Raw genomic sequence first — 17391 nt, 5'->3', positions numbered from 1 at the left:
TAATGGATAAAAAATGAAGTTAATTTATTCTAAAGCTCGGATCTTTCAAGCTCTGGACACTGGCATTGATCACCGCGCCGACAATCAAAATCTTAGCGATGAGAATAAACCAGAACATCATGACCACCACGACGACGGAACTGAAAAAACGCACGTCCACTAGGTGATTGACATAATTGTTAATATAGACTGAAAAGATATTGAGCAGTAAGACCAGAGTCAACAAGACAAAGACACTACCTGGCAACACATAGCGAATCCGTCGCACCTTAACATTGGGTAGGAAATAGTAGAGCATGACCAGGATGGCAAAAATCAAGGCATAGACCAAAGGGCCTGTTAGGTCTTGCAGATAATCAAAGAGAGGACTATCCGATTTCCAATAGCTTTTGACAAGGTTGAGGAGCATACGGCCAAAGACACTCAAAAACAGAGCTAAAGCAAAGAGAATCTGCAAACCAAAACTGACAAACAAACTCATAAGCTGATGGGAAATCATTCCACGATTTTTTGCTACTCCGTAAGCTTTATTAAAGGCTTTCTGTAGGAAATTCATGGATTTTGAAAAGGTCCAGAGGGCTGACAAAACCGCAAAACTCAATAAGCCCGTTGACGGTTGGGTCAGCACTTCTGTGATAATCTTTGCCACCACATCATACATGGTTTCCGGCAAGAATTCATTGACAACCTTTAAAAAATTAGAAACTGGAATCCGAAAATAAGGGAGGATATTAACCACCACCAAAAGAAGTGGAAAAATCGAAATCAACCAATAGTAGGCTACTGCGACACTGGTCAACTCACTATCTGATGCTTGATAATAATGCAAAAAAGCTTTTAATAAAGGCTTATCTATCAGCTCTTTCCACCACTTCTTCATGTCACACTCCTTCACTTACAATCTTATACTCAATGAAAATCAAAGAGCAAACTAGAAAGCTAGCCGCAGGTTGCTCAAAGCACTGCTTTGAGGTTGCAGATAAAGCTGACGTGGTTTGAATTTGATTTTCGAAGAGTATTAACTAATTTCTTCTTACCAATTCCACCATATCATAAGGCAGGGTATTGGCAGCTTCCTTCAGAGAATAGTTCTCTAAGTTATTCACATTTTGTCGTAATTTTTTGGCATACTTGGTCGTAATCAATCGTTTTTCTTCGTATTCGAAAATCAACTTGCGCTCCAGATAATAGCCTCTCAGCATTTCATCGATATTGTTGGGCTTAACGCGATTGATAACCCGTTCAACAAAGGCACCACTAGTGATAATAGCTGTTTCACGGAGACGAGAATCCTGCATGAAACTGATTAAAGAACTCTTGTAAACCCCTTTTAGATTCTCCAAACTTTCGATAATCATCTCTGTATTTTCTAGATAGAGCTCTGCAATTTGGTCATAGTCAAGGGCTCTGAGTTTCTGTGATTCTTCATTTTTCCAACTGCGAAAGGTCTTACCTAAGGTAAAGACTTCATGAAGGAGAAAACGTAAAATTCGCAAGGAAACAAGGAAATAATAGGTCAATCGTGAAGCAAACTTGCGATTGATACTTTGTTCCATGTTTTTCAAATAACGTTGGTAAACCCGATAAGCACGCTCACTCATCTTGCCTTCTTCGTAAGCCTGTTCTAAACCATCACTTTCAATACTGAGGATGAGAAGTTTTAAAGCCTCCCAGTCTTCTTGAGCCCCCTTATTTTCTTGACTCAGGATGAGATTTTCAATACGTCCATGGTAATTGTCAATAGCCGCATAGAGGGGAAGTTTATTTCTGGTGCCTTCCAACTCTTTTTCCAACTCTAGCGTTACTTCATTCAAAATGCCGATATGCATGAGATAATCCTTGCTTTCTTCCTGTTCATCAGAAAGATGAGGCAAGACCACGAGGCCTGTTAAAAAGCTTACAAGCGTCACACCTGCGACAAGGAAAAGTAAGAGAGGATACTCCTGCTCTAGATTACTTGGTATCAAAAGAATCGTAGCAATTGACACCGTTCCCTTGACACCTGAAAAGGTCAAAAGAAGCATGTCCTTCATATACTTATTCAGTTTTTTCTTAAGTCGTCGGGTCCTATAAGCATAATAGCCATAAATCATGACAAAACGAATAGCAAAGAGGACAAAGGTAAGGGCTATAAGAGATACCAATAAAAGTAAGGGATTATAGATTGGATTGGTCAAGATAGGCTCTGCTATCATTTCCAACTCCATCCCTAAAATCACAAAGACAGAACCGTTGAGCATAAAGTTCACTGTATGCCAGACCGTCTCGGTCACCGTATCCACTTGGGCTTCGAGGAGCGTAATTTTCTTAAAACGGCTTGCCTTTAAAATCCCAGCAACTACAACGGCAATAATCCCTGAAACGTGGACTTCTTCTGCCAGGAAGAAGGTTACCAAGGGCAAACTCAATTCCAGAAGGAGCTCACTAGCAATATCTGTTGCTCTCACACTTAGCAAGAAGCTATGGAGGAAACGGTTGGTCATGGCTGTTAAAAAGCCAATCAAAAAACCGCCTAGAATTGAAAAGATGAGCGAACTACTAGCTTGCCTAAGGGAAAAGACTCCAGTTGTCCAAGCTGTCAAAGCTACCTGAAAGGCAACCAAGCCAGAAGCATCATTCAAGAGTCCTTCACCCTTAAGAATATTGGACACACGCTTAGGAAAGCTAAAGCGCTCCGAAAGAGAGGCAAAAGCCACCAAATCCGTAGGGCCAAGGGCTGCCCCAACAGCCAAGCAAGCCGCCAAGGGAAGACTGAGCCAAAGCAGATGGGCTAAGCCACCCAAACTCAGGGTCGAGATGAAAATCACTGGAAATATGAGGTAAACAATGATTCGCCAGTGTTTTAAAATAGCCGTAATATCCGCTTCTTCCGACTCTCGGAAAAGCAAGGGCCCGATAACCAATGCCAAAAACAACTCTGTATTGAGGTGAAAGTCGGTATTGGGTAAAAAGAGACCAATCACAATTCCCAAAAGAATTTGCACCAAAGGGAGAGGCAAAAAGGGCAGGAGCTTATTGGTTGTACTTGAGACAATCAAAACCAGTAAAAATAGGATGAGGTAAATCAGTAATTCCACGCACGACCTCCTTAATCTTTTTTACAACAGGATTCAAATATCTCCTTCTGCTCTTTAATTTTTTGGTCAATCTTGGAACAGTCTTTGTGCTCAATTTTTCTCTGGCACCGTTCCATTTCAAGAGCAACTAATTTTTTCTTGATTTTAAGCATTTTTTTGCTCATATGCGCTTGGTCTAGCACGCCCACCGCTCGTTCGTGGTGGGTTGATTCAACAAAATTCTGGCGCATGGCATCCAGCTTTTCACGTAGGTATTGTTTATCCATGTCTATATCTCTCTAATTTTTCAATCATTACTAAAAATGGTGGGTTGTTGACTTGGTTTAAAGTTCGGTAAATAGCAGCTGTATACTCTTGTTGGTTCAACTGGCTAACAAAATCCAAGACAGCATCCCTCTCGAGGTCGCCCCCTTCATGACCATAGTAAATCATGATAGCAATCCTTCCCCCTTTGACAAGCAAATGACACAGCTTTTCTAATGCTTCAATCGTTGTCTGAGGTCGAGTGATGACAGACTTATCAGCAGACGGCAAATAGCCCAGATTAAAAATCCCTGCCTTGGCTTCTGTCACAAACTGATCCAGTGTCTCATGGCCTTGCAAGATTAACTGGGCATTTGTGTACCCAGCCTGTTCCAAACGATCTTGAGTCTTTTCCAAAGCTTGCTCCTGAATATCAAAGGCATAGACTTTCTTGGCTAGTTTGGCTAGAAAAAGCGTGTCATGACCATTTCCCATAGTCGCATCCACTACGATATCGTCCTGAGTTACAACCTCAGCCAAAAAATCATGTGCCAGTTCAAGTGGTCTTTTCATTTTCAAACTCCTGTTTTACAGCCTTGCATCCTTGAACACTTCCACGACGTCGCATCTCCATCTCAATACTGTTAAGAACTTCCCATTTATTGAGGCTCCACATAGGCCCAATCAGCATATCTCTAGGCGCATCTCCTGTAATTCGATGGATGACGATATGCTTGGGAATGATTTCCAGTTGGTCACAGATGACCTTAACATATTCATCCTGACTCATCAATTGCAAACGTCCCTCGTGGTAATCCCGTTGCATACGCGTATTAGTCATCAGGTGAAGCAAGTGCAGTTTAATTCCTTGAATATCATTATCCGTGACACAGCGGCGGACATTTTCAATCATCATCTCATGGGTTTCACCAGGCAAGCCATTGATCAAATGGGAAACAATCTCAATCTTGGGATACTTTCTCAAACGCTTGACCGTTTCCACGTACAATTCATAAGAGTGAGCGCGGTTAATCAGGTCAGAGGTTGTTTCATAAGTGGTCTGCAAGCCCAATTCAACCGTCACATGCATGCGCTCCGATAACTCAGCCAAATATTCAATGGTTTCGTCTGGTAGACAGTCTGGGCGCGTTCCGATATTGATTCCTACTACACCTGGCTCATTGATAGCCTGCTCATAGCGCTCCCGAATCACTTCCACCTTTTCATGGGTGTTGGTAAAATTTTGAAAATAAACCAGATACTTCCGGACCTCTGGCCACTTACGGTGCATAAAGTCAATTTCCTTATAAAATTGCTCACGGATAGGCGCGTCCGGTGCTACGATAGCATCTCCAGAACCTGAAACCGTACAAAAAGTACAGCCTCCATGAGCCACAGTCCCATCACGATTGGGACAGTCAAACCCCGCATCAATAGGGACTTTAAAGGTCTTTTCTCCAAATAGTTTTCGATAATAATCATTCAAGGTATTATAAGATTTCATAACTTTCATTATAACAAAAACATCTACAATCTCAAAAGCCTGACTTTCCTATAAATTCCTCTGTTTCTCGTTTCCATTAGCGATTTTTTATGATACAATATGGGTATGATTTTAATGAAATTAGCATCTATTTTATTATTGATACTGACCTTAGTCGTCTGCATTATCATAACCAAACTTTTTAGATTAAAAAAACTAGGACGAAACTTTGCGGATTTGGCTTTTCCAGTCTTGGTATTTGAGTATTACTTGATTACAGCTAAAACCTTTACCCATAATTTCCTCCCTAGACTAGGCCTAGCCCTCTCTCTCCTAGCCATTATTCTCGTTTTTTTCTTCCTTTTGAAAAAACGTAGCTTTTACTATCCTAAATTCATCAAATTTTTCTGGCGTGCAGGATTCTTATTAACCCTTGTCATGTATATCGAGATGATTGTTGAATTGTTCTTAATGAAATAATTGAATCCCTAAACATTTTCTAGGGATTTTTGCTTTCTCTACAAAATAAGGTAGATAATAACACTATACAATTTTATACAAAGAAAATCCCTTAGAAACTTATATTCCAAGGGATTTATCTTCTATCTAAGACAAGAGTTTCTCTCCACTCTTTAATGATAACGAAAGTATCAAAATTTCTAGTCTTCTTTTTTACCTTTAGTGGCTACTAATCCTGCACTCAAACAGAGTAGAGCTAAACCTGCTGCTACTGTTTCTTGGCTTGTCACACTACCTGTATTTGGTAACTGGGCTTTATTAGTTTGACTAGCTTCACTTGGAGCAATTGGTTTTGTTTCTGCTTTTTCTGACACTTGTGGTTTTGTATCTACCGGCTGTACTGGTTTCGTTGTTTCACCAGCTGTACCGACTTCTATGATGCGATCCTGAGCCATAACTTTATCATAGCTATCCTTTTCAGTTCGCTTACCATTTTCAACCTCGATTAAGTGAACACGGACACCTTGTCTTCCTTCTTGGAGGACTCGAGTTTGACCTACTGGAAGTTTATCGTTCTTTTGTTCCTGAACTTTGAAATCGATTGTTTCTTCTTCAATTACAAGTTCTGGTCTGTTAAGCACAAGATTCTTAACTTCGTCTTCTGGAAGAGAGGTGCCTGGTTTCGTTCCAACTTCTAGGATACGATCTTGAGCAACAACTTTATCATAAGTTTCTTTAAGTTGGCGTTTTCCGTTTTCCACTTCGATCAAGCGAACACGGACGCCTTGTTTTCCTTCTTGAAGAACACGGGTTTCACCTAGATACAACTTATCAGACTTACGTTCCTGAACCTTGAAATCAATGGTTTCTTCTTCGACCACAAGTTCTGGTCTGTTAAGCACAAGATTCTTCACTTCATCTTCTGGAAGGGCGGTGCCTGGTTTCGTTCCAACAAAGACAATGCGGTCTGTTGGTGCCTCTACCACTTCGCGAAGTTTTTCTTCCTTAGTGCCGTCAGGATTAATGCTTGTGAAGATACGTTCCTTACCAACTTTTCCTTCTTGTTCTACACGAGTCTCACCTAGATAAAGTGTTGAATCTTTTTTCTCAACTGTCTTGTAGGCCAAATCGTTTTCAACAAATTCAAGTTTTGGAAGTTCCTCCTGTACAGCAGCAACTGTCTTCTCAGAAACTGGTTTTTCCTTAGTCAACTGGATACGGTATTCCTTAACTTGTTTTCCACTTTCTGAAACGAGGCGAACAAGTACTGGAAGGCTGTCTTCTCCACTATCTACAACTGTTGAAGCTACTTGATTGGTTTCTTCAACTGAGACTTTTGGACGTTGACCTTTATAGGTAATTTGATAATCTTGACGATTTTCAGCGAAATCAGCAAGTTCTTTTCCATCTACAAGAATCTTCGATTGAGTACTTTCTTGAGGCAATTCGCTTGGTGCAAGGAAGGTCATCTCAATCATCGCAACACCGCTCTTATCTGCTTTACGCTCCATACGCCATCTCATGGCTTTAGCTTTGACAGCTTTAAATGTTACGTTGATTTCATCACCAGCTGCAATGTCTTTATCCACACGATAAGGAACAGCTTCCCAATTTTCTGGATTGTTAAATGGATGGCCTGATTCGTATGCTTGGTAGTTTGAATAGTAGGTCGGCACTTCAAAGTCTGGGCCAATATAACGTTCCAAAACAAGTTTAGATGGTGCATCTGTACCACTATCTGCAAAGAAGTGAAGTTTGGCTTGCGCAACAGTCCGCTCTACAATCTTACCATTTTCACGGAAGATGACGCCTGCTGATACTTCTGGATTGGTAGACGGTCTTGCAGACCAGTTTGTCCAACGACGATTTTCAGAGTGATCTCTATCATTGATATAGTCTACACGGTCATGAGAACTGTCGTCAATATCATTAGTTGCTGAAGCAAAGGCCTGGTTACTGTTTTCATCATAGTTAGGGTTATCTGAAAGAGCCTCACCAAGTTTATCTGTCACTCGTACAGTGAACTCTGCAGTAAGATTGCTACCAAGGACACGACCTCGAACAGTAAATTGACCTGCTTTTGTCAGATTTTCTGCTGGAACTTCTTCCCATTCAACTGTCAGGTCTTTTGTTTCGTAGCCGTCTTTACCTGTGAAGTAAACCGGAACCTTAGTTGGCAATTCAAGTGGTTGGTCTAGTTGCAACAAGCGAGCTTGTTTAACTGCAGCAACTGGTTTACGAGAAAGTAAGTCTTTATCCTTAGTGAAGTGCAGACGGTATTCTCCTAAGATGTCGCCATTTTCAGCTTTCGCGATGACACGAACTGGCTCACCTTCACGAACACTTGGAACGACGGTTGCGAGACCATTGTTGCTAACACTTGCTGTGACTGCGGGAACTTTTCCATCTACAGACTCAAGGTAGTAGTCTGTCAAATCAGGGTTGAAGTTTGCTAAGTCTTTGCCGTCAACTTGTATTCTTGTTTGTCCTTGTTTGGCTGCCGCAACTTGTTTCGCAAAGATTTGTACTTCTGTGATAGACGTTCCACGCTTGTTATCTGCTTTAACCATGCGAATGCGAACAGCATAGGTTTCAACTTTATCAAAGCTAAAGTGATTCATTTCTCCAGCCTTGAGTTGTTCTGGAGCTTTTAGATTAGTCACTTGTTTCCAATTAGCAGGATCATTAAAGACATGGTTTTCATTACCGACAAAGCTAGGATTCTTAGGAGCTGTTGGAACAGTCTTACCAACATAATACTCTATCACATAAGATTTCGGTGCACCGACTCCATGGTCTTCGTGGAATCCGACACTTAGATTATCAACGGAGCGTTTGCTCAAGATACCGGAATCTCCGAACAGAACACCGACTGAAGCTTCTGGATTACTACGATTCCAGTTTGTCCAACGATTGGCTGGTCGGTCATTAAAGGAAATCAATTTATCGTTGACATTTGAAACAGGGTCGGTTGGATTTGAATCTGAAGCAAAGGCAAGTGGCAATTCTGAACCGGTCCATTGGTCAGAAATGTTTGCACCTTGCTCAGTTTGAGCAGATACGCGAACATGAAGTTTAGTTGTTAATTGAGTACCTTCTAAGCGACCATTAACTGTAAAGACACCTTCCTTAGCGTATTGCTCTGGACGAATCGCATCCCATGCAACCTTAGCTGATGAAACGTGACCATTTGAATCATATGTACGAACGCTTTCTGGTAATTGTGGTGCTTCTGCGATTGGAGTTGTCACACTAACTTCTTCAACTGAAACGATACCTTCTACAGATACTTTAGCACGCGCTTCCAGGTCAATTCCTTCAACTTTACCTAACACTTCAAAGCTTTGATAGTGGTCTAGTTTTTCTTTCGGAATAGCTTGCCAAGTGACTTTGTGAGCTTTAGGGAAACCTTTGTCATACTCAACCGTTACTGTTGACGGAAGAGTAGGTTCTTGGTGTAAATCTGTCACTACATTTACAGGACGGATGGATTGCGCAATCTTCTTCTCAGTATTTGCTTGTATAGTGAGATTGATTTGACCTGTAGCACCCTCATATTCAGCTTTCAGAGTAAGTGCTCCTGGTTTATGCAACTCAAGCATTCCTTTTCGGACTGCAACTTCCCCTTCACCACTTGTAGAGAAGGCTACTTTATCAGCTGGTAATACAGCTTGCGTTCCATCTTGATAGTGAGCTCGAACCGACAATTTGACTGTTTGGTCTTCTTTAAGACCATCAGCTTGTTCCACTTGCAAGTTCAAATGGTCAATTTTTGGTGCTTCTTCTAGGAATTGAATTGCATAGGTTTGAAGTGGGCCACCATCTTTAGGCTGAACAAAGATGCTCGCACGCATGCCGTTTGCTGCGCTTGCTTGAAGAACTGTAACATCAGCATTTTCAGCACTTGCTGTGACTTCTGGCAATTGGGCACCATAAGCAAGAGTACGATATTGCATTGGTTGTTGACTAGTAAGGCCTGTTACTGCTTCACCTCCAACAGTAACAGTTGGCACTGCAGGTGCTGCAGCTTTTCCTTCTTCTACTACAAGGGTTGCATGAATAGTTTCTCCAGCTAACTGACCAGTCATTTGAATACGTGATCCAGCTACTGAAAGTTTGGCTTTATCTGCTTCCGCAATCTCCCAGCTATCTACTTCGTACTCTTGTACACTTCCATCTGTTACAAGTATTGACACATATTTATCTACAGTATTCAAGTCTGCTCCTGGAGCAACACGTTTAACTGTTGGTAATTCTTTCGCAATTGCTAGAACCTCGACACGAGCCTCTACCTCACGTCCATTTGCTGTACCTTTAGCAGTCACAACTCCTGCTTGACTAACATCGACTTGAGACCAAGTTACTGGAAGTTTTTCACGACTACCATCGCTGTATACAAAACCTACTGTTTTCGGCATTTTTGGATCTTTACCGATTAATGTACGAACTCTTGCTACTTCTGTCCCCAAAACAGTCTTCTCTTGTCCTTCTTTTTTACCAGTAAAGACAGTTACTTGACTAGATTTCAAGAGATCTGAATGGGCTGTCAGTGTGAATTTACCTGCTTGTTCAGTTGATTTGACAATGGCAACACCTTTACCATTAAATGCTTTACGAATCCAAGAACCATCTGCTTGCGCCTTATAGCGTTCACGGCTGGCTTGTTCCCCGTTATCGACACCGACAAGTTGGCCTTGTCCGTGCAATTGGAAGCGAACCAGATTATTGGCAGTTGGTACTACATTCCCTTGGCTGTCAACAATTTCATAGTAGATATATGTCAAGTCTTTTCCATCTGCTGCAATTGCATGGTCTTCCTTGATAAGACGAACAGCCGCTGGCTTACCAGCAGTCGTAATCTTGTCACGTGCAATTTCTTTACCAGCTTCATCACGAGCAATTGCTTCCAAGGTACCTGGTTGATAAGCAACTTTCCATTCAAGATAAAGTTCATTAGCATTAGCACCTTCTTGGTAAGTGCGTCCATCGCTAGTTTGTTTTTTGTTGAAAGTCTTAAGACCAAGAGATTTTCCATTCAAGAACAATTCTACACTTGCAGCATTAGAATAAGCACGTACAGGGATTTTATTTTCCGCGTCTGCTACATTGTCTATCAACTCTTTGTTTTCCCAGTTCCAGTGAGGAAGAAGGTGAACCATTGGTTTTTTCTTTGCAGAAACCCATTGACTTTGGTAAAGATAAAAGTCGTTTTTTGGAATACCTGCAGTATCTACGATACCAAAGTAAGAGCTTTTAACTGGCGTGTTGTTTTGGTTGTGCCATGGAGTGGGTTCACCGATATAGTCCGTACCTGTCCAAATGAATTGACCAGCATAGCCAGCATTGTCACGGTCAAATGTCCATGAAGCAGTTGCCGTTTTACCCCAACCAACACGGTCATTTCCATAATCTGACTGTTCATAGTTACGCCATGACTGATTACTTTGTACCCACTCACGCTCTGGGTGGAAGTAACTTCCTCTTGTACGCGTTGCTGAAGATGTTTCTGACCCATAAATCAACCAGTTTGGATGCTTAGCTCTAAGGGCTTTGTAATTATCTTCAGAGTAGTTAAATCCAACAGCATCGAGTTCATCAGCAATTTTTTCATGCCCACCGCTACCATTACCGAAACGGAACTTATCTGCTCCCATGGTAACATAACGAGTTTTATCAACATCCTTGATAACTTTGACTAGACGTTTAACAGTCGCTAGAGAATGAGGATCCCCATTTGCTTCACCGATTTCATTTCCGATTGACCACATAAAAACAGCGGGATTATTTTTGTCTCTCTCTACCATAGTACGTAGATCGTAGTCAGACCATTTTTCACCTTTTTTAGCCTCAGGATGGGTAGCATCTTTTTCAAAGAAACGTCCATAGTCATAAGGTTTCTTTCCGCCATACCAAGTATCAAAGGCCTCTTCTTGAACAAGTAAGCCAAGTTCAGCTGCAATCTGTAAAGTCTGAGGACTTGCTGGGTTGTGAGTCGTACGAATCGAATTCACCCCCATTTCCTTCATCTGTTTCAGTCTACGGTACTCAGCCTTGTAGTTTTCTTCTGCTCCAAGCGCTCCGTGGTCATGGTGCAAGGAAACTCCATGGAATTTAATGCGTTCACCATTCAAAGAGAAGCCCTCATTTGGAGTCCAGTTATAATATCGGTAACCAAACAGATCTTTCTTAGCATCAACTAATTGACCGTCCCGGTAAACACGTGTAACTAATTCATACAAGGCCGGTTTGTCATTTAAAACCGTCCAGAGTTTTGGTCTTTCAACTTCTAAAATCGCATCAAGACTAGTTACTTCATGTGCTTTCAAGGTACGGCTCTCTGTACGTACTAGACCTGTCACAGCCTGACCACCACGTTCAACGATTTGATATTCTGCTACAAGTTGATGGTCTTTGTCGTCCGTATTGACAATTTTACTAGTCACATGAGTTTCAACCTTGCCGTGTTGCTGTTGTTCAAGTTTTGGTGTTAAGATGGTTGTCCCATTTTTCTCAACATGAACTTTATCTGTCACTTGTAAAGTCACATCACGATAAATACCGCTACCTGAATACCAACGGCTGCTTGGTTGTTTGTTGACTGCATGAACAGCAATTACATTCTCACGTCCATCTTTGTTCAAATAGTTAGTGATGTCATATGAAAATTGGTTATAACCATTTGGGTAATGACCCACTAACTGACCATTGACATAAACTTGAGAATCCATGTAGACGCCATCAAAAGTGAGGCGAACATTTTTCTTGAGATCTTTTTCATCTAGTTTGAAAGTCTTGCGATACCAAGCTTCCCCACCGTTAAGCTGTCCACCTTCATTTTGTGCAGGAGATTCATGATCAAAATCGTTAAAGATACTCCAGTCATGCGGTAAATCTAATTTTTTCCACGTAGATACATCTGCATCCGGTTTAATGGCTTCTTTAGAATTCGCATTGAGTTTAAAGTGCCAATTTTGGTTAAAATTCACTTTTCTGTCTTCAATCATTTGATTGACTTCTTCATTTGTCACAGCTTTAACATCTTCCTTGAGCGGTTTTTCTTGACTTGAAGCTTGTGATTCTATCTTTGGAGCTTTTTCCTCTTTTGGAGTTACTGCTTTATCTTCTTTCTTCTCAGATGAAATAGACTCAGTGGCACTAGATTGTTTTTGTGCTGTACTTTCGACTACATTTTTAGTTTCCAAAGCTTGATCAACCTTTTCTTCTACTATAGGATTTTCCTCTTTAGGTTTCTCAGCAGTACGAGTAATAGGTGTTTCATCCGCATTAACTACAGATTCTCCAGCTATATTTCCTGCGAATAGAACTGCACAAGTTCCAATCATTACTGAGCAAGCTCCTACAGCAAACTTACGAATGCTATAGACTCTTTTCCGATTCCAATGGCTTTTTTCCATAAAATCCTCCTTTTAGTAATCGCTTTCATTTTTGTGTAAGCGCATAACTTTTAATAGTCTTTTACCCTTATTTTATTAAATAATATAGGTATTTTCAATACTTTAGCATATAAAATAATATTTTTGATAGTTTTTTCTAAAATTTGTAGAAGAATTAAAAAACTGAATGTAGTTTTAAAAGAAAAAACACTTATTAACCTTTAAATTAAAAGAAGTAAAAAAGTCCCTTTAAAAGGAACTTCTTCTATTTATAATTAAAAGTTTCCCCTGCCAGCTTATCAGCTAGCTTTGGAAAGAGAGTATAAAACTTATGGGCTAGGTTCAACAAAACAGGAAGATTAAGTTCTCGTTTGTTTTTTCCTATAATCTTGACAATCTTTTTAGCCACTACATCTGGTTTCAATAGGAAGCGTTCAACCGACTTGAGATAGGTGCCATCTGGGTCGGCTTGGTCGAAAAATCTTGTTCGGATTGGTCCTGGATTGACTGTTGTCACATAGACTCCATAGGGCATGAGTTCGAGACGTAGAGCATTTGAAAAACCAATAGCCGCAAACTTAGTTGCTGAGTAGAGACTAGACTTGCCAGTAGCAATCAAACCAGCCATGCTAACAATATTGATGATATGGCCTTTTCGGCTTTCTTTCATTCGAGCCGCAAGGCGACGAGACAGATTCATTAGGGCAAAGGTATTGACCTCGAACATCTGATGAATATCTTTATCGGAAATCTGGTCAAATTCCTCAAAGATCCCATAACCAGCATTATTAATCAAGACATCAATCTTGCCATAGCGGAGATAGAGGTCTGCTAGCAAAGTTTCTAAGGCTGAGTCATCGGTAATATCGATTTCAACCAATTCTGCTTGTGGATGGTTTCCATAGAGTTGAGCTAATTTTTCCTTATTTCGACCAAGTAAGATGAGTTGGTCATTTGGCAAGAGTTTGACCATTTCTTGAGCTAGGCCACCGCTAGCACCTGTAATGAGAATAGTAGGCATACTTATCCTTTCCCAAGCTTTTAGATTTCCACTTCTTCCAAGTCTTTGACCACATGGACATTTTCAAAAACACTAGCAGCGTCTTTTTTGAGCTTGCTGATATCTTTTGAGAGAAAACGGGCACTGATATGGTTGAGCAAGAGGCGTTTGGCTCCTGCTTCTACCGCTACTTGTGCCGCTTGCATATTAGTAGAGTGGCCATGGTTACGAGCAATTTTTTCATCGCCCTTGCCATAAGTGGATTCATGGACAAGGACATCCGCATTAATACCCAAGCGTACACTGGCATTGGTTTTTCGAGTATCTCCTAAAATGGTGATAATCTTTCCAGGACGTGGAGCTGAGATATAGTCTGCTGCCTTGATTTCAGTTCCGTCTTCTAAAACAACATCCTGACCATTTTTGATTTTTCCAAAAAGTGGGCCAAATGGGACGCCAGCAGCCTTGAGTTTTTCAGCATCCAAGGTACCTTCCAGGTCCTTTTGCATGACACGATAGCCAACGCAGAAAATAGTGTGATCCAACTCCTCTGCATACACAGTGAATTTATCGGTCTCAAGGATTTTTCCTAAAGAATCTTGGTCAAATTCATGAAAATGAATGCGATAAGGCAGGCGCGAACCTGACACACGAAGACTGGTTAAGATAAATGACTTGATTCCTTGCGGGCCATAGATTTCCAAATCTGTCTGCTCTTCATTGGCCTGAAAAGCACGACTTGAAAGGAAACCTGGTAAGCCAAAGATGTGATCTCCATGCAGGTGAGTGATGAAGATTTTGCTGACCTTACGTGGTCGAATTGTGGTTTCTAAAATACGATTTTGTGTTCCTTCCCCACAGTCAAAGAGCCAGACTTCATTAATCTCATCCAAAAGTTTCAGGGCGAGACTGGAAACATTGCGGGCTTTAGAGGGCTGGCCAGCCCCCGTTCCTAAAAATTGAATATCCATTCGATACTTTCTAATTAATCAATATATAGCATGGCTGTGCGGTTTTCCGATCGGAAATAGCGCTTGCCAGAAAAAGCTGTGGCTTCTTGTAATAACTCCTCTTGGCTGTAACCTTTAAGACGCTTGCGACCATCAGCCAAGATTTCCAAATCAGTCAAAGCTGTGAGACTCTCCATGCTAACAACTTCCTCATCTCCTACAGCCTTCATGTAAATCTTGCCAGACTCCTCAAATACTAGCTGATGAGGGAAAATTTGCGCAATTTCAAAGAGTAAGTCATCCGAGATTACCTCTTTATTTTCAGAGAAAATCCGACCAAGACCCTCACTCTCATAACAAAAACCAAAGGATTTACCAGACAGATTAAGCCGAATAAAAGGCTTATTTTCTAGGTTGAAACTCGGCTCAGTATTGTAAAGATTCAGTTCCTGACTGAGTTCCGCAAAATAATCCGTCGCTGCCTCAGGACTCTTTTTCTGATATAGTTCTGCAAAGTAAGCATTGACTACGCTGGGCGGAGGGGTGATAAGAGCCAACTGCTCCTGCTCTGTCTTTCCAGCTAGAAGCTGATCCAGATAGACCTTGTCCAGACTTGTATAGCCCCCATATTTTAGAGCCAAGGTTTTGATATCAGTCATAAAATTCCTCTAACCTCCATTTGTTTTTCTCAGAAATGTAGCCTGTAATGACTTCGCCATCCTCTTGATAGTCACGTTCTTCCAGAATCGCAACACTTTCCAAATCATGAATCTTGTAGGACTTAGAAAAAGGCACGCGCAGAGTAAAGGATTCAAAAATATTCTTGATTTTCTCTAAAAATAGTGCCTGCAAGTTCTCGCGACTATCCTCAGACTTGGCAGAAATGAGGGCATAAGGAGTTTGGGTAGGCGTAAAATCTTCGACCAAATCCGCTTTATTATAAAGGGTCAGGCGAGGAATATCCTCCATTTCCAAGTCTTTCATGATGGACAAGACTGTTTTTTCATGCTCTTCGTGGTAAGGATTGCTGGCATCAATGACATGAACCAGAAGATCCACATGCTTGCTTTCTTCCAAGGTTGACTTAAAACTGGACACCAACTCTGTCGGCAAATCTTGGATAAAACCAACCGTATCAGTTAAAGTCACCTGTAGATTGCCCCCAAGATGGATACTCTTAGTCGTCGCATCTAGAGTCGCAAATAGCTCGTCAGCCTCATACTGGGTCTTACTGGTCAAGGTGTTCATGATGGTTGATTTCCCGGCATTGGTATAACCAATCAAACCAATCTTAAAGGTGCTAGACTCCAGACGTTTTTCTCTGACTGTTGCACGATTTTTCTCAACCACCTTGAGCTGACGCTCGATATCCGTGATTTGATTGCGAACGCTACGACGGTTCAGCTCCAGCTGGCTTTCACCAGGTCCACGGGAACCAATTCCCCCTGCCTGACGACTGAGCATAATCCCCTGACCAACCAAACGAGGCAAGAGGTATTTGAGCTGGGCTAGGTGAACTTGGAGCTTCCCTTCATGGCTTCGAGCCCGCATGGCAAAGATATCCAAAATCAACTGCATACGGTCAATAACCTTGACACCCAGAACTTCCTCTAGATTGACATTCTGCCGTGGAGTCAAGCGGTTATTGACGATGACAGTGGTAATTTCTTCTGCATCTACCATAAGCGCAATCTCTTCTAACTTACCAGAGCCGACGAAGGTCTTGGAATCATATTTTTCACGTTTTTGTCTGTAACTATCTACAACGACTGCCCCAGCTGTCTTAGCTAGACTGGCCAATTCTTCCATAGAGAGATCAAAATTGTCCATGCCCTGCAATTCTACACCAATGAGCAGGACCCGTTCCTCTTTTTTCTCCGTTTCAATCATCTAAAAACTCCTCTATCTGGCTTAAAATTCGGTCTTGCACACCAGTTTCTCCAATCTGATAAAAGGTGACCTGCATGCGATTACGGAACCAGGTCAACTGACGCTTGGCAAAACGACGAGTCGCCTGTTTGAGACTCTCACTAGCTTCCTCCAAGGTTTGCTCTCCACGGAAATAAGGAAAGAGTTCCTTGTAGCCAATTCCTTTAGCAGCCTGCACATCAGGGTAATGGTCAAAAAGCCACTTAGCTTCATCCAAAAGCCCAGCCTCAAACATTAGATCTACTCGGCGATTGATACGCTCATAAAGCTGACTGCGCTCATCGTCCAAGCAGATAATCAGCGGTTCATACAAGGTCTCTTGATTTTCCAAATCCTGACCAAAATGGGCAATTTCCAAGGCACGCATAGCACGACGACGATTAAACTGGGGAATCTCAAGATCTGCTTGCTCCACAAGATGAGCTAATTCCTCATCTGTATAAGGCTCCAAGCTAGCCCTATAGGCCAAAATTTCCTCATGGGGAGTCTCCCCACCGAGATGATATCCTTCTAGTAGACTCTGTATGTAAAGCCCTGTTCCACCAGCGATAATAGCAAGCTTGCCACGGCTGTGAATATCCTCAATAGCCATCTTAGCCTCTGAAACAAAATCAAAAGCCGAGTAAGACTCGGTTACCTCTCTAACATCGATTAAATGATGGGGAACAGTTGCCTGCTCTTCTGGACTAGCCTTAGCCGTCCCAATATCAAGTCCTCGATAGACTTGCTGGCTATCTCCACTAACCACTTCGCCATTAAAACGCTTGGCCATTTCAATGGCTAGAGCCGTCTTTCCAACTGAAGTCGGTCCAACAATCACAATTATTTTTGTTTTCATCTTTTTTCCTTGAAAAAT

Annotated in this window: 12 protein-coding genes; 1 reads left to right on the top strand and 11 read right to left on the bottom strand. The window is 41.6% G+C overall.

Features of this window, described 5'->3' with window-relative positions; translation table 11 throughout:
* Positions 1-19: 19 nt before the first annotated feature.
* The 5 genes from SK578_RS04620 to mnmL all read right to left on the bottom strand — a co-directional run bounded on the left by SK578_RS04620 (position 20) and on the right by mnmL (position 4833).
* The gene (locus SK578_RS04620) at positions 20-880 is read right to left on the bottom strand and encodes a YihY/virulence factor BrkB family protein (protein ID WP_033686789.1); all 861 of its coding nucleotides are present in this window, start codon (positions 878-880) and stop codon (positions 20-22) included.
* Between the two features lie 142 nt (positions 881-1022).
* Entirely contained in the window at positions 1023-3077 is a 2055-nt protein-coding gene (locus tag SK578_RS04615; RefSeq protein ID WP_033686790.1) for a cation:proton antiporter, read from the bottom strand.
* An 11-nt stretch (positions 3078-3088) separates the two neighbouring features.
* On the bottom strand, positions 3089-3343 hold the full coding sequence (locus SK578_RS04610; RefSeq protein ID WP_000361085.1) for a hypothetical protein: 255 nt from the start codon (positions 3341-3343) through the stop codon (positions 3089-3091).
* Positions 3336-3893 (bottom strand): tRNA 5-(aminomethyl)-2-thiouridylate-methyltransferase MnmM, encoded by a 558-nt coding sequence (mnmM, locus tag SK578_RS04605; RefSeq protein ID WP_042750936.1) that lies wholly within the window; start codon positions 3891-3893, stop codon positions 3336-3338. Before mnmM ends, SK578_RS04610 begins: the two co-directional genes overlap by 8 nt.
* Positions 3877-4833 carry a tRNA modification radical SAM protein MnmL/YtqA gene (gene mnmL, locus SK578_RS04600; protein ID WP_042750934.1) on the bottom strand — a complete coding sequence of 319 codons (957 nt, stop codon included), beginning with the start codon at positions 4831-4833 and terminating at the stop codon, positions 3877-3879. Before mnmL ends, mnmM begins: the two co-directional genes overlap by 17 nt.
* 90 nt (positions 4834-4923) lie before the next feature.
* Here mnmL and SK578_RS04595 point away from each other — a divergent pair, with 90 nt between their 5' ends.
* Positions 4924-5283, top strand: coding sequence for a DUF3397 family protein (locus tag SK578_RS04595; RefSeq protein ID WP_020902455.1), 360 nt, complete (start codon positions 4924-4926; stop codon positions 5281-5283).
* Positions 5284-5462: 179 nt separating this feature from the next.
* On the opposite strand, the gene bgaA is transcribed toward SK578_RS04595, so the two are convergent.
* The 6 genes from bgaA to miaA form a co-directional block, all read right to left on the bottom strand.
* Positions 5463-12677, bottom strand: a complete 7215-nt coding sequence (bgaA, locus tag SK578_RS04590; RefSeq protein ID WP_042750931.1) for an LPXTG-anchored adhesin/beta-galactosidase BgaA — start codon at positions 12675-12677, stop codon at positions 5463-5465.
* 244 nt (positions 12678-12921) lie between these two features.
* The gene (locus SK578_RS04585) at positions 12922-13677 is read right to left on the bottom strand and encodes an SDR family NAD(P)-dependent oxidoreductase (RefSeq protein WP_042750929.1); all 756 of its coding nucleotides are present in this window, start codon (positions 13675-13677) and stop codon (positions 12922-12924) included.
* 20 nt (positions 13678-13697) lie between these two features.
* Positions 13698-14627 carry a ribonuclease Z gene (rnz, locus tag SK578_RS04580; protein WP_042750927.1) on the bottom strand — a complete coding sequence of 310 codons (930 nt, stop codon included), beginning with the start codon at positions 14625-14627 and terminating at the stop codon, positions 13698-13700.
* A gap of 14 nt (positions 14628-14641) precedes the next feature.
* Positions 14642-15265: a cystathionine beta-lyase gene (locus tag SK578_RS04575; protein WP_042750925.1), complete on the bottom strand. Its 624-nt coding sequence runs from the start codon at positions 15263-15265 to the stop codon at positions 14642-14644.
* Complete coding sequence (gene hflX, locus SK578_RS04570; RefSeq protein ID WP_042750923.1) at positions 15258-16496, bottom strand: GTPase HflX; 1239 nt, start codon at positions 16494-16496, stop codon at positions 15258-15260. Before hflX ends, SK578_RS04575 begins: the two co-directional genes overlap by 8 nt.
* Positions 16489-17373: a tRNA (adenosine(37)-N6)-dimethylallyltransferase MiaA gene (gene miaA, locus SK578_RS04565; RefSeq protein ID WP_042750922.1), complete on the bottom strand. Its 885-nt coding sequence runs from the start codon at positions 17371-17373 to the stop codon at positions 16489-16491. The genes hflX and miaA overlap by 8 nt, the downstream gene beginning before the upstream one ends.
* Positions 17374-17391 lie beyond the last annotated feature (18 nt).

Source organism: Streptococcus mitis, assembly GCF_000722755.1.
Classification (GTDB): domain Bacteria; phylum Bacillota; class Bacilli; order Lactobacillales; family Streptococcaceae; genus Streptococcus; species Streptococcus mitis_CM.
Note: the sequence above shows the minus strand (reverse complement) of the source record. Positions and strands in the feature narration are given on the sequence as shown.